At 52.1% G+C, this 13893-nt stretch carries 12 protein-coding genes; 8 read left to right on the top strand and 4 right to left on the bottom strand.

Annotation, left to right across the window (positions count from 1 at the left end; translation table 11 throughout):
- Window positions 1–200: 200 nt before the first annotated feature.
- The 8 genes from BQ6873_RS17315 (at window position 201) to BQ6873_RS17280 (ending at window position 10935) form a co-directional block, all read left to right on the top strand.
- Window positions 201–1496: an NCS2 family permease gene (locus tag BQ6873_RS17315; protein ID WP_076593772.1), complete on the top strand. Its 1296-nt coding sequence runs from the start codon at window positions 201–203 to the stop codon at window positions 1494–1496.
- 205 nt (window positions 1497–1701) lie between these two features.
- Complete coding sequence (gene xdhA, locus BQ6873_RS17310) at window positions 1702–3192, top strand: xanthine dehydrogenase small subunit (RefSeq protein WP_076593771.1); 1491 nt, start codon at window positions 1702–1704, stop codon at window positions 3190–3192.
- A gap of 10 nt (window positions 3193–3202) precedes the next feature.
- Window positions 3203–5572 (top strand): xanthine dehydrogenase molybdopterin binding subunit, encoded by a 2370-nt coding sequence (gene xdhB, locus BQ6873_RS17305; RefSeq protein WP_076593770.1) that lies wholly within the window; start codon window positions 3203–3205, stop codon window positions 5570–5572.
- 15 nt (window positions 5573–5587) lie between these two features.
- Window positions 5588–6652 (top strand): xanthine dehydrogenase accessory protein XdhC, encoded by a 1065-nt coding sequence (xdhC, locus tag BQ6873_RS17300; RefSeq protein WP_076593769.1) that lies wholly within the window; start codon window positions 5588–5590, stop codon window positions 6650–6652.
- Window positions 6653–6704: 52 nt separating this feature from the next.
- Window positions 6705–8015, top strand: a complete 1311-nt coding sequence (gene guaD / locus BQ6873_RS17295; RefSeq protein ID WP_076593768.1) for a guanine deaminase — start codon at window positions 6705–6707, stop codon at window positions 8013–8015.
- A 192-nt stretch (window positions 8016–8207) separates the two neighbouring features.
- Complete coding sequence (locus BQ6873_RS17290) at window positions 8208–8447, top strand: adenylyl-sulfate kinase (protein ID WP_076593767.1); 240 nt, start codon at window positions 8208–8210, stop codon at window positions 8445–8447.
- Between the two features lie 464 nt (window positions 8448–8911).
- Window positions 8912–9256: a hypothetical protein gene (locus tag BQ6873_RS17285; RefSeq protein ID WP_076593766.1), complete on the top strand. Its 345-nt coding sequence runs from the start codon at window positions 8912–8914 to the stop codon at window positions 9254–9256.
- Between the two features lie 38 nt (window positions 9257–9294).
- Window positions 9295–10935: an autotransporter domain-containing protein gene (locus BQ6873_RS17280; RefSeq protein WP_076593765.1), complete on the top strand. Its 1641-nt coding sequence runs from the start codon at window positions 9295–9297 to the stop codon at window positions 10933–10935.
- Window positions 10936–11125: 190 nt separating this feature from the next.
- On the opposite strand, the gene BQ6873_RS17275 is transcribed toward BQ6873_RS17280, so the two are convergent.
- From BQ6873_RS17275 to BQ6873_RS17260, 4 genes are read right to left on the bottom strand one after another with little or no spacing between them, the layout of a single operon-like run.
- The gene (locus BQ6873_RS17275; protein ID WP_076593764.1) at window positions 11126–11737 is read right to left on the bottom strand and encodes a riboflavin synthase; all 612 of its coding nucleotides are present in this window, start codon (window positions 11735–11737) and stop codon (window positions 11126–11128) included.
- Window positions 11738–11754: 17 nt separating this feature from the next.
- The gene (ribD, locus tag BQ6873_RS17270; protein ID WP_076593763.1) at window positions 11755–12846 is read right to left on the bottom strand and encodes a bifunctional diaminohydroxyphosphoribosylaminopyrimidine deaminase/5-amino-6-(5-phosphoribosylamino)uracil reductase RibD; all 1092 of its coding nucleotides are present in this window, start codon (window positions 12844–12846) and stop codon (window positions 11755–11757) included.
- A gap of 57 nt (window positions 12847–12903) precedes the next feature.
- The gene (locus tag BQ6873_RS17265) at window positions 12904–13440 is read right to left on the bottom strand and encodes a GspH/FimT family pseudopilin (RefSeq protein WP_076594204.1); all 537 of its coding nucleotides are present in this window, start codon (window positions 13438–13440) and stop codon (window positions 12904–12906) included.
- Window positions 13441–13444: 4 nt separating this feature from the next.
- Entirely contained in the window at window positions 13445–13885 is a 441-nt protein-coding gene (locus tag BQ6873_RS17260) for a type IV pilin protein (protein ID WP_076593762.1), read from the bottom strand.
- Window positions 13886–13893: the final 8 nt, after the last annotated feature.

The following is a 13893-nucleotide window of genomic DNA, read 5'->3' as shown; positions in this document are numbered from 1 at the left end:
ACCGATCAGGCAATACCGTCGCCGCCGGTGTTCAAAGCCGTGGAAATGCCCTGCGCCATATAGCGGCAATCCTATAATGGATATTCCATCTGCATTACATTGCTTAAGCAAATTTCGACGACATTAGATACGCTGAACGACATCCACATTAGATGGCAAACGTCCAAGCATACAAAGCATAATAATCAGGAGACAAGCAGATGACATTTTTGGACAAGTATTTCAAGTTAAGCGACCACGGTACGAACGTACGTACCGAGTTATTGGCAGGGTTAACCACCTTCCTCACGATGGCTTACATCATCTTCGTCAACCCATCGATACTGGGTGACGCGGGTATGCCTAAGGACTCGGTTTTCGTCGCCACTTGCGTGGCAGCCGCGATCGGTACATTGATCATGGGTCTGTACGCCAACTACCCTATCGGCCTGGCACCAGGCATGGGCCTCAATGCCTATTTCTCGTATGCCGTCGTGCTTGGTATGGGATATTCGTGGCAAGCCGCGCTGGGCGCAGTATTTATTTCCGGCTGCCTGTTCATGCTGGTCAGTCTGTTCAAGGTCCGCGAGCTGATTATCAACAGCATCCCGAACTCCTTACGAACGGCGATCCCCGCCGGTGTCGGACTGTTTCTCGGTTTGATTGCACTGAAAAATGCGGGCATCGTCGTCGCTAATCCGAACACTCTGGTTACCCTGGGCGATCTGCATAAAGCTCCAGCCGTTATGGCAGTCATCGGCTTCATCGTGATCGTCGCACTGGATCGCCTCAAGGTAAGAGGTGCAATGCTGATCGGCATTTTGGCCGTGACCGTCATGAGTTTCTTCTTCGGCGGCAATCATTTCAGCGGCGTGTTCGACACACCTCCTGCGATTTCACCAACCTTGTTCCAACTGGACATCAAAGGTGCGCTGGGCATGGGCCTGATCAACGTAGTACTGGTCTTTTTCCTGGTTGAACTGTTTGATGCAACCGGTACCTTGATGGGCGTGGCACAACGCGCTGGTTTGGTGAAAAACGGCAAGATAGAACGTCTGAATAAAGCCTTGCTCGCAGACAGTGGCGCCATCATTGCAGGTTCCATGCTTGGCACTTCCAGTACAACCGCCTATATTGAAAGTGCAGCTGGCGTACAAGCCGGTGGCCGTACCGGTCTGACCGCCGTCACCATCGCCGTTCTGTTCCTGCTGTGCCTGTTCATCGCACCGTTGGCTGGTGTCGTTCCTGCCTACGCTACAGCGCCTGCATTGTTTTTCGTTGCCTGCCTGATGTTGCGAGAACTGCGCGATATTGATTGGGAAGATACGACCGAATGCATACCGGCAGTCATCACCACCATCGTCATGCCATTCACCTATTCCGTTGCAAACGGTATGGCACTCGGCTTCATCACCTACGCAGCACTGAAACTGCTGACCGGCCGCGCAAAAGAAGTGTCGTTCATGATCTGGATTATTGCCGCCTTGTTCATGTTCAAGCTGATTTATCTGGGTTGAACAAGTAAACAAAGCAACAAGCAGCAGATGTTGCGCCCTCGTCGGCTCTTGCCATACCAGGTGCGCAATATTCTGCGGCAACGTTAAGAAAAGAGATGGCATCAACAGACGAGAGCAGCTGTTGTGTCATTTCCAAAAGAAATAAAAACAGCATGTGATTGTTTTTAATTATCTATACGTCGTACCTCAACAGAGCACACAGATCATGTCAGAACCGATTCGCTTTTACTTCCGCGGCGCCACTCACGAAGTGACAGGCCAGTCCAATACCCGTACCGTTTTACAACATTTGCGCGAAGACCTGCATTGCACCGGCACCAAAGAAGGTTGTGCCGAAGGTGATTGCGGCGCCTGCACCGTCGTCGTCGGCGAACTGCGCGGCGACAAACTGGAACTGAACACCGTCAATTCCTGCATACAATTTTTGCCCACGCTGGATGGCAAGGCATTGTTCACAGTAGAAGATTTGAAACAGGCCGATGGTTGCCTCCACCCAGTACAACAAGCTATGGTCGAATGCCACGGCTCGCAATGCGGCTTCTGCACGCCTGGCTTCGTCATGTCCTTGTGGAATTTGTATCTGCAACATGAAAAATCCAATGTAGCTCCGAGCACCAGACAGATCGACGATGCCTTATCAGGCAATCTCTGTCGCTGCACCGGCTACCGCCCTATCATTGATGCGGCACGTCGCATGGGTGAACTGCCAGAAGTACATTTCGATCGCGCTCACGTTGCCGACGCTTTGCGCGGATTGCAACGCGAGGAACCACTCAGCATCAGCTACGCTGGCCAGACTTTTCATGCGCCGCGTACGCTGGCGCAACTGGCAGCATTACGCGCCGAACTGCCCAAGGCACGCATCCTGGCCGGCTCTACTGATGTCGGCTTGTGGGTGACCAAACACATGCGTGACCTTGGCGACATTATTTACATCGGCCAGGTCGAAGAACTGAAAAACATAGAAGAAAAAAACGGCTGGCTGGAAATCGGCGCTGGCGTCACACTGGAAAAATCCTACGCCGCAGCTCACGTGCATTACCCGGAGGAATTGTCTGAACTATGGCAACGCTTTGCCTCACTACCCGTGCGCAATGCAGGCACGCTGGGCGGCAATGTGGCCAATGGTTCGCCTATCGGTGACTCCATGCCTTGGTTGATCGCGCTCGGCACATACATCGTGTTGCACAGTGTCGATGGTGAACGCAGCATGCCGCTGGAAGATTTTTATCTGGCGTATCAAAAATCAGCCTTGCAAACCAACGAGTTTGTACAAGCAGTACGGATACCATTGCCGCGCACTGGCGTCGTATTCCGCACCTATAAATTATCGAAACGCTTCGATCAGGACATCTCTGCTGTCTGCGCTGCATTCGCCTTCGAGCTTGTTGATGGTGAGGTACGTCATGCGCGCATCGCCTACGGCGGCATGGCAGCCACGCCCAAACGTGCAGCAGCAGCCGAAGCTGCGCTGAACGACAAGGCATGGAGTGAAGAAAACGTGCGTGCTGCCATCGCATTGCTGGCCGAGGATTATGCGCCGCTGTCCGACATGCGTGCCTCATCGGCCTACCGCATGAAGACTGCGCAAAATCTGTTGTATCGCTACTGGCTGGAAACACGCGCCGATACACCCATGGCGCCAAGCTCTTTACGCGCCTTTGCGGCAAGCACTGCCACTGCGCAGATTGCTTGAGGAAATCATGATGAACAAGCAAACCGAATTATTCATGTCTGAAAAATTTTCTGCCACCGCGCTACAAAGCGGCAACGCAGTCGGCAAACCACACCCGCACGAATCTGCCATCCTGCACGTCACTGGCGAAGCAACCTACACAGACGACATCGTTGAGTTGCAGGGCACTCTGCACGCTGCACTGGGCTTATCGCAAAAAGCACATGCGCGCATCCGTTCGCTCGATCTGACAAAAGTTAAAGCAGCACCTGGCGTCGTCACCGTCCTGACTGCCGATGACATCCCCGGTGAAAACGAATGCGGTGCCATCATTCACGACGATCCGATATTGGCAGATGGTCTGGTGCAATATGTTGGTCAACCTATCTTTTTGGTCATCGCCGATAGCCACGAATCCGCACGACGTGCAGCACGACTCGGTGTCATCGACTATGAAGAATTGCCAGCGGTACTGACACCGCGCGCCGCGCATGCCGCGCAATCCTATGTCCTGCCACCTATGCACCTGAAGCGCGGCGATGCTGTTGTCGCATTCACCGCTGCCCCACACAAGCTGCAAGGTAATTTCAATGTCGGCGGGCAAGAACACTTTTATCTGGAAGGCCAGGTTTCTTATGCCATTCCGAAAGAAGGTGGCGGCATGCATGTGCATTGCTCGACGCAACACCCGAGCGAAATGCAACATCACATCGCACACGTTTTGAATCTGTCCTCACACGATGTCCTGGTCGAATGCCGCCGCATGGGCGGTGGTTTCGGCGGCAAGGAATCGCAATCAGCCTTGTGGGCCTGTGCTGCCGCTATCGGTGCCGCTCGTCTGCGCCGTCCGGTCAAACTGCGTGCCGATCGCGATGACGACATGATCGTCACCGGCAAGCGCCACTGCTTTGCCTACGATTACGAGATAGGCTACGACGATGATGGTCGCATTCTGGCCGCCAAGATCGACATGATTTCACGCGCAGGTTTTTCCGCCGACTTGTCTGGTCCGGTTGCTACGCGTGCCGTCTGCCATTTCGACAATGCCTACTATCTGTCGGACGTTGAAATCCATGCCATGTGCGGCAAAACGAATACGCAATCAAATACGGCATTCCGCGGTTTTGGCGGCCCACAAGGTGCGATTGCGATTGAATACATCATCGATGAAATCGCGCGCAATCTGGGCAAAGATGCGCTGCAAGTACGACGCGTCAATTTCTACGGCAGTAGTGATGAAGACGGCCCTGACGCCCGCAATGTCACGCATTACGGACAGAAGGTCGAAGACAATATCATCCACGCGCTGGTCGACGAACTGGAAGCCAGCAGCGATTACCAGGCGCGCCGCCTCGCCATCGACGCATTTAATGCCAGCAGCCCAATCCTGAAAAAAGGCTTGGCGCTGACACCGGTCAAGTTCGGCATCTCATTCAACGTACCGCACTTGAATCAGGCTGGCGCGCTAGTACATGTCTATACCGATGGTTCGATACTCGTGAATCACGGCGGCACCGAAATGGGTCAGGGCCTCAACACCAAGGTCGCTCAAGTCGTCGCGAATGCATTCGGCCTGAAGCTGGACCGCGTACGCTGTACCGCAACCGATACCAGCAAGGTAGCCAATACGTCTGCTACTGCTGCATCGACCGGCACCGACCTCAATGGCAAGGCAGCACAACATGCGGCATTGCAGATACGTGATCGTCTCGCCGTCTTCGCTGCGCAGCGTTTCGGCGTCGAAGTCACTGCCATCAGTTTCGCCGACAGCAAAGTAAGCGCAGCCGAACAATCGATCTCCTTCCCTGAATTGGTGATGCAGGCCTACGTCGCGCGCATCCAGCTCTGGTCTGACGGTTTTTACTCGACGCCACGCGTACATTGGAATGCGAAGACCATGAACGGCCATCCTTTCTATTACTACGCTTACGCGGCCTCAGTATCCGAAGTGGTGATCGACACTCTCACTGGCGAATGGAAGTTGTTGCGCGCCGATGCGCTGTACGACGCTGGAGAAGCGCTCAATCCGGCGATTGATCTGGGCCAGGTTGAAGGTGCATTCATTCAAGGTATGGGATGGCTCACTACGGAAGAATTGTGGTGGAACAAAGAGGGCAAGCTGATGACGCATGCGCCATCCACTTACAAAATTCCTGCCGTCTCGGATTGCCCCGCAGATTTCCGCGTCAAGCTATTCAAGAACAGCAATGTGCAGGACAGCATACACCGCTCCAAAGCGGTTGGTGAACCACCATTGTTGTTGCCGTTTTCCGTATTCCTGGCCATACGCGATGCGATTGCCGCAGTGGGTGACAAGCGCATCAATCCGCCACTGCGTGCACCGGCCACCAGCGAAGCGATACTGGATGCGGTCGATGCAGTTCGTGCCGCAACGCACTAGGGAAGGAGCAAGACCATGACTACCTGGTTACAAGCCTTGCAAAAACCGGAAGCTGCTACCACTCCCTGCGTACTGGTAACAGTCGCCAACATTCAGGGCTCAGCACCGCGTGAAGCTGGTGCGCGCATGGTGTTTAACGCCACGCAGCAATTCGATACCATAGGCGGCGGTCATCTGGAATGGCGCGCCGCGCAGATTGCGCGCGCCATGCTGGCTGAGCACAACAATAAACATCCGGTGGCTAGAATCGAACGCATCGCTCTCGGCCCGAGTCTGGGTCAATGCTGCGGCGGAGTCGTGTTCCTGGCTTTTGAAATCATCGATCAGCATGCCGCGACGATGCTGGCAGGTCTGGAGCGTTGCCGTCGTGATGGCGTCAATGTCTGGCGTGCGGTTCCGCTGGAATCGGATGACCCATCCATGCTGTATGAAATCGATGGCGAAGCATACGATTTAAGTGTGCCTAACAATGGCTTGGAGGCAAGCATGTTCCGCACTGCCAGCGCCACGCATATTGCCAAGGATATGCACGGACGTCGCTGGTTGCTCGACTTATGCCACGCCCACCAGCCACAGGTCGTGCTGTTCGGTGCCGGACATGTGGGTACCGCACTGGTGCGCATGTTAAGCACCTTGCCCTGCCGCGTCATCTGGGTCGATGAACGCGAAGACATGTTCCCGACTGACTTGCCACCGCACGTCACCATCGAAGCAACAGATGTTCCCAATGCCGTCGTCGCCAAGGCTGATCCCGGCGCCTACTTTATCGTCATGACGCACAGCCACGCATTGGATCAACAACTGACAGAACAGATATTGCGGCGCGATGATGTCGCCTGGTTCGGCCTGATCGGCTCTTACACCAAGCGCAAGCAATTCGAACATCGTCTGCAAGATCGAGGCATCACTGCTCAACAATTAAACAAGATGACCTGCCCTATCGGCATCCCCGGCATTTATGGCAAGGAGCCTGCCAGCATTGCAATCGCGGTCGTTGCGCAACTCATGCAGTTATGGGAATTGCAAAGCCACAAACATCTCGACAAGCATCAAGAGCAAGTATTCCCGCTACTGACCTAGCCCTGAAAACCAGCTCTCACTCTACATTTACTTTTACCGATTACTACTAGCCATGACTTCTAACGTACAAGCCTACCGCGCCAGCCTGCTGCATTTTTGCAATGATCCTGCATTCGACGAACATGCCACGCTCTGGCATACCGACGGCTTGCTGGTCATCGCCGATGGCAAAGTCGTTGCGGCCGACGATTACGACAAGTTGTTATCTACGCTCCCAGCTGGCACAACGGTCCATGACTGGCGTGGCAAGATCATCACGCCTGGTTTCATCGATACCCACGTGCACTATCCACAAACGGACATCATCGGCTCGCCAGCATCCGGCCTGCTGCCTTGGCTCAATACTTATACCTTCCCAACTGAAGGACGCTTCGACGATGAAGCACACGCGACCGAAGTAGCTGATTTCTTCCTCGCGGAATTGCTGCGCAACGGCACGACTACTGCTGCAGTCTATTGCACTGTGCATCCGCAATCGGTCAATGCGTTCTTTGGTCGCAGTCATGCACTCAATCTGCGCATGATTGCCGGCAAGGTGATGATGGATAGAAACGCGCCTGAATTCCTGCTGGACACACCAGAAAGCAGCGCCCGCGACAGCGAAACCCTGATCAATCGCTGGCATAACAAAGGTCGCCAGCATTACGCCATCACGCCTCGCTTTGCACCGACCTCCAGCGATGCGCAATTAAAACTGGCCGGAGAACTAGCGTCCCAATATCCGGACACCTATATTCAGACTCACGTTGCCGAAAATACCGATGAGGTCAAATGGGTCAAAGAATTATTTCCCGACAGCCGCAGCTATCTTGATGTCTACGATCGTTGCGGTCTGATGCGCAAACGCGCCTTGTATGCACATTGCATCTGGCTGGATGATGGTGATCGCGCACGTATGGCGGCCACACACTCGGTGGCGACGGTCTGCCCTACTTCCAATTTATTCCTTGGCAGCGGTTTGTTTGATTTTGCCGGCGCCGATAAATTGCACATGCCCGTTTCACTCGCAACGGATGTCGGTGGTGGCACCAGTTTCTCCATGCTGCAAACCATGAACGAGCTGTACAAAGTCGGACGGATGAGCGGCATCCACCTCGCTGCACAGCGCATGTTTTATATGGCAACGCTGGGCGGTGCGCGCGCACTGCAACTGGAAGGAACCATCGGTAGTTTCGCAACAGGTTGCGAGGCAGATTTCATTGTGCTCGATCCACAATCCACGCCGCTGCTCTCGCGTCGCAGCGCGACTACCAACAGTCTTGAAGAACAATTGTTTGCGCTTGCCATGCTGGGCGATGACCGCACCATCACCGCGACCTATTCGGCTGGCATTTGTGTGCATCAACGTAGCGCATGGATATGATATCGGTGCATCAATCGTGAGATCGTATGCATCAAACTTTCAGATAGGCTTCCTCTCCCATCACTATTGGGCCAAGCTACGCATCTTTACTGCTGTAAAGATATCCAGCTCGGTCGTGTGAATCAAAACCTGGGCTGAATCCAAATAGTAAAATTCCTCGCCAACACCACATTGCTGCAGAAATAATTTCAGATGAATCAGCCTTCAAGCAGCAACGTCGTCTGGCACCAAAGCCAGGTTACTGTACAGAATCATGAAGACTTGCTCGGGCAACAACCACGTACCTTGTGGTTTATCGAATTAATTGCCTCCAGAAAATCAACACCGGCTTATGCCATGGAACGTACACTCATCGACGATGGGCGGGCTTGCTATGCGCTTGCTAGTGACAACGTGAAGCATGGATATAATCAGTTGCCAGCCCACCGCTAACCGTTAATTCTCATCCAACACTGCCCCTATGTTTAAAACACAATTCTAGTTATCAAACAGACGTCAAGCACTGGATGTAAAAAGGGCACCTGCAGGTGCCCTTTTTTATTCAATTACATTTTCGCCCTTAGAACATCCGGCTCGCTTTGACAGAAGCAGTCTGGTTATCGCAGTTGCGACGTGTTTCAAAGTCATAACACGCCGTTACTCCCATCTGAGGAACAAGTTTTTTGACTACTACATATTGCAGTTCTTGTACTATAACTAAAAATCATAATAGATTTATGACACCTTGATGACGTTCTCCTCAAACGTCTCTGTATAGGAACTATGCTTTTCTGAACATCTTCGTTTTAAAACGTCGCATGCGAGAAACAGAAAGAAACGAAGCTTTGCATATACAAAAAATTATTACATGCGAAAGGCAAGGAATTCTCTGGTGTAGAGTCAAAGGGGCACGCAATATGAAACTCAAGCACAAGAAAAAGAAATTACAACGTGCGATCGGCATGCTTCTGCTTGTGGCTACAGCATATGCATCACAACAGGTACTGGCAACAGAACTGATTGAGCTAGGCACATTAGGCGGCTCTACTTCCTTTGCCCGCGGAGTCAGTTCTAACGGCGATGTTGTCATTGGCGATTCGTTTACTAACGGCGATGTATTCATTCGTGCATTCCGCTGGAGTGCAGCTAACGGCACGATGACTGACCTTGGCACATTAGGTGGTGATTCCTCGGTTGCCTTCGCCGTCAATTCCACCGGCACTGTGGTTGTTGGTTGGGCGATACCGTTACTGGCGGCTTAACAAATCACGCCTTCAGGTGGACAGAAGCCAGTAATACAATGACTGACCTCGGCACATTAGGTGGCTTCTCCATCGCTACTGGTGTTAATTCCACTGGTAATGTAGTCGTTGGAGGATCTGATATTGGCGGCAATGTAATACACGCCTTCCGTTGGACCGAAGCTAGTAATGTAATGACCGACCTTGGCACATTAGGTGGCACATCTTCCTTTGCCAATGCCGTTAACTCAGCTGGTAATGTGGTCGTCGGAGAAAGTAAGATTGGCGCTGATGACCGCGCATTTCGATGGACTGAAGCCAGCAATACTATGATCGATCTCGGCACATTAGGCGGCACTACCGCGTCTGCAAATGCTGTCAATTCCGCTGGCAATGTAGTTGTCGGAGAATCTGACATTGGCGGCAATATACATCACGCTTTCCGTTGGACCGAAGCTAGCAATGCAATGACCGACCTTGGCACATTAGGTGGCACTACCTCCTTCGCACATAGTGTTAATTCCGTTGGTGATGTTGTCGTCGGAAAAAGTCAGCTAGCTAGCGGTGCTGATCGCGCATTTCGATGGACTGAGGCCACTGGCATGCAATCCATCGAACAATGGCTGGCTGCGAACGGCGTAACTGTTACTGGCCAAAATACTAAAGATGCACGTGTCGTTAGTGCCGATGGCAACGTTGTGGCAGGGGTCCTCGATAATGACTCAGCCTTCATTGCTCGCGTCACTAGCATGGGCTCGGGCATGATTAACGTCCCAGAATTCACAGCCGGCTTACAGCGCGTGGCCAATTCTGCCTTATTGGCTCACAACGATGCTGACCTTGTCATGCATGGCATACATGGCAATCCGATGCGCTCACTCTTGCCTGCAGGACGTTCCAGCATATGGACCAGTGGCGATGTGGGTCGTCAAGATCATGGTGCTTATGATAGTAAGCTGGGTGCAGCAGAAGTCGGTTACGCTCATCGCTTTAATACATCTGCACAGTTGAATATGGCAGTTGGCCGCACATACAGTAGTGCAAGTACGGGATTGGGTGGCGATACGACAACCCAAAGTACATATGTATTACCCGAGTTAATCCTGTTGCTACCGAATACGTCTGTATTTGCAACGCTAAGTGCTTATTACGGAAGCGGAGATTTGCGCCTTGACCGTGCGTATCTGAATGCAGGAACAATGACACACACATATGGCGCTCCGGATATGAAATCATTGGGTGCGCGCATACGTTTGGACTGGAAAGATGCCGTTGCGTTGGGCAAGAACAAACTGACACCATACGCCAGCCTTACATATATGAAAACGCGTATTGATGAATATACAGAACAAGGTAATGGCTTCCCGGTGCTGTGGAACGAACGCACTGAACATGCGACCACAGCACGTATCGGTATAGATGCAGTCCGCCCACTCAATGACTCTATTAACATCTTGGGTCGCATGGAAGCCGCGCATCGTTTTGAAAACACGGGAACAACTACTAGTGGTCAAATCATCGGCGCAGGTGGCGGACCATTCACTTTCCCGGGACAGAATTTGATGCAGAAGTGGTTACGCGTTGGACTGGGAATCGAAAGCAAAGTCGGTAATGGAATGACTTCTGTGATGCTGAATGCAACAACTCAAGGAGAAGCACCATCATATTGGCTAGCGGCCAACTATCGCTGGGTGTTTTAAGCTGTCGATCTGCAAGCCAATACGTCACGTTTAAAACACTATCCGGCGTGCCAAAGTGAGCAAGATATTAAAGTTATAGCCATGGCATTACTTGGGATAAGCAGGCGTGGCAAAAACTGAAGCATTAGATTCAAAAAAAATCCATGAGGAGCAAACTTGCTTCTCATGGATTTTTGTTGAATTCAAATACTTATTTGGCTGCGCTCAGCATGCGCTCAACGTAGCGTGCGATCAAATCTATTTCCAAGTTCACCTTGCTACCCACTTTCAAATGCTTGAGCGTAGTGACTTGAACGGTGTGCGGAATCAGATTCACAGAGAAGGTACAGCCATCAGCACTATCGGCAACAGTATTCACCGTCAACGATACACCGTTGATCACGATAGAACCTTTTACCGCGATAAATTTACCTAATTCTTTAGGCGCAGTTACAGCCAGCAGCCACGATTCACCTACTGGCTCGAACTTGCTGACAACGCCCAAACCATCAACGTGGCCGGATACGAGATGGCCCCCAAGGCGCTCTGACAAGGTGACTGCTTTTTCCAGATTGACTTCACCGACTGCATCCAGCCCAGCCGTGCAATTCAAGCTCTCACGAGAAACATCAACCTCGAATTGCTTGTCTGTCTTGGCCACCACCGTCATGCATGCGCCGTTCAAAGTGATCGAATCACCCAAGGCTACATCGGCCAGTGGCAAGCCACCCGCATCGACTGTCAGGCGATGCCCCGCAGCAGCATCGCCGAGAGGAGAAATGGTAGTAATTTTGCCGATGGCGGCGACGATTCCAGTAAACATGATGAAAACGAAATAAGTTAGATGAAACGAGCAAGGATACGCAAATCGGGACCGATCTGCTTGACCTCATGGAAAGTCAGATTCTTTTTCTGCTCCAGCGACTCCAGCACGGGCAGATTAAACATGCGCTGCGCATCGCCCAGCAATGTCGGTGCCAAATAAACCAGCAGCTCATCGACGCAGCCTTCACGAATCAGGGAGCCATTTAATTTGAAGCCAGCTTCCACATGTAGCTCATTGATTTGGCGACGACCTAGTTCCAGCATCAGTGCTGCCAAATCGACCTTGCCACTGGCATTCGGCAAGACGATGACTTCATTGCCTAGATCACGCAGAATTTTTTCTTTTTCGGGATTGGCTTGTGCCGCCACGATCAAGGTACCGCCACCCGTCAACACGCGCGCATGTGTACTGATCTGCAAATGGCTATCGATCACGATGCGTTGCGGTTGGCGTGGTGTATCGATGGCACGCACATTCAGTTGCGGATCATCTTCCATCACGGTGCCTATGCCGGTCAGAATGGCGCAAGCACGTGCGCGCCAGTAATGACCATCGGCACGCGCTTCATCTCCGGTAATCCATTGACTAATACCGTTATGCAGCGCGGTCATGCCATCCAGACTAGCCGCCGACTTCATGCGCACCCACGGCTTGCCGTGCTGCATGCGTGACAGGAAGCCGATATTGATTTCGCGCGCTTCCTCTTCCAGCACGCCGCATGAGACTTGTATTCCCGCTGCTTCCAGTCGCGCCAATCCTTGCCCTGCCACCAATGGATTCGGGTCGGCGATAGCCGCGACCACGCGCGCCACACGCGCACGAATCAAGGCATCAGCACAAGGTGGCGTGCGGCCGTGATGGCTGCATGGCTCCAGCGTCACATACACAGTTGCACCAGCCACATCGAAGCCGCGATCAGCTGCATCGTTCAGCGCTTGTACTTCGGCATGTGCATGACCGACCGGTTGCGTATAACCGGTGCCTATGACTTTGTTTTCCTTGACGATGACGCAACCAACGCGCGGGTTAGGCGTCGTCGTGAACATGCCTTTGGCGGCAAGCTCCAATGCCAGGCGGATACCTTGTACGTCGCTATGAATTTCCACGAGACTCTTTGTGTATGGTGATAAATAATTGGTATATGCAACTGTCGCTGATGCTGATCAACAAGTTGCCGTTTCTTTGGCCGGATTACACACACGTGGCCGACCGAGAAAATTGATCACGATCTTGCGCGATTGCGGCCCCAATTCCAGCAACCAATTCCCCGATTGCGAAGTCTGGCTGCTCGCATTGGTGCGCGTGCGTCCAGTGCCATTGAATGCGATATATTGTACTTTCGAATCGGTAAAGCTGGGCGTGATCCGCATCTCACGATCCAACGCATCGTGCGAATACACGATGATTTCATCCGCATCCGGACGTTGATTATTGTTTTCATCGATGAAAACGACCCAGCCATTATTCCATTTCAATCCATCTTTAGGCACCAGATCGACACGCGTACCGCGATGTATCGCTTCCGAACGTGCCAGATTAACCGACATAAACAAGGCATTCGTCGCTGTTGCCAATCGTTGGTTTTGTATCATGCTGCGAAAACTGGGAATGCCTATAGACAAGGCAATTCCCACGATTGCCAGTATTGCCATCAACTCAACAACGGAGAATCCACTGCACCATTTGATTTTAGAATGCATGACATCACCAACAATGATTTGCACCAGCCGATTTTTCGCCAGTACTGGTCAACATCAATTGACCACAGACTGGATCACGATAGCTGGCATTTACCTTAGCCGTTCCCGGCTGTGCGATCAATAGAACACAAGTACGGATTTCTTCCCCATTGCATGCCTGTGCGCTAATTTCATAAGCACTCACCTTCGCGTGTTCGCCAGAAAACCAGTTGAATCTCTTTTCGTTTACATCTGTGGATGTTGAAGAAAACGGCATATAAGTCGTATGCAAAGAATAATAACGTTCTTGCTGTTGCATCGTCTTCATCAATGCTGCGCGTCCCTCTGCCCGTTTCGTCTTTAATATTGACTCCTGATATGACGGGAAGGCAATTGCAGAAAGAACTGCCATGATGATTAATACAACCATCACTTCTATCATTGTGAAACCGCTACTGTTTCGCATGATGTCGT

Origin of the sequence: Herminiimonas arsenitoxidans (genome assembly GCF_900130075.1) — a bacterium.
GTDB lineage: Bacteria > Pseudomonadota > Gammaproteobacteria > Burkholderiales > Burkholderiaceae_D > Oxalicibacterium > Oxalicibacterium arsenitoxidans.
The sequence above is the reverse complement of the archived record's forward strand: the minus strand, read 5'-3'. Positions and strand labels throughout refer to the sequence as shown.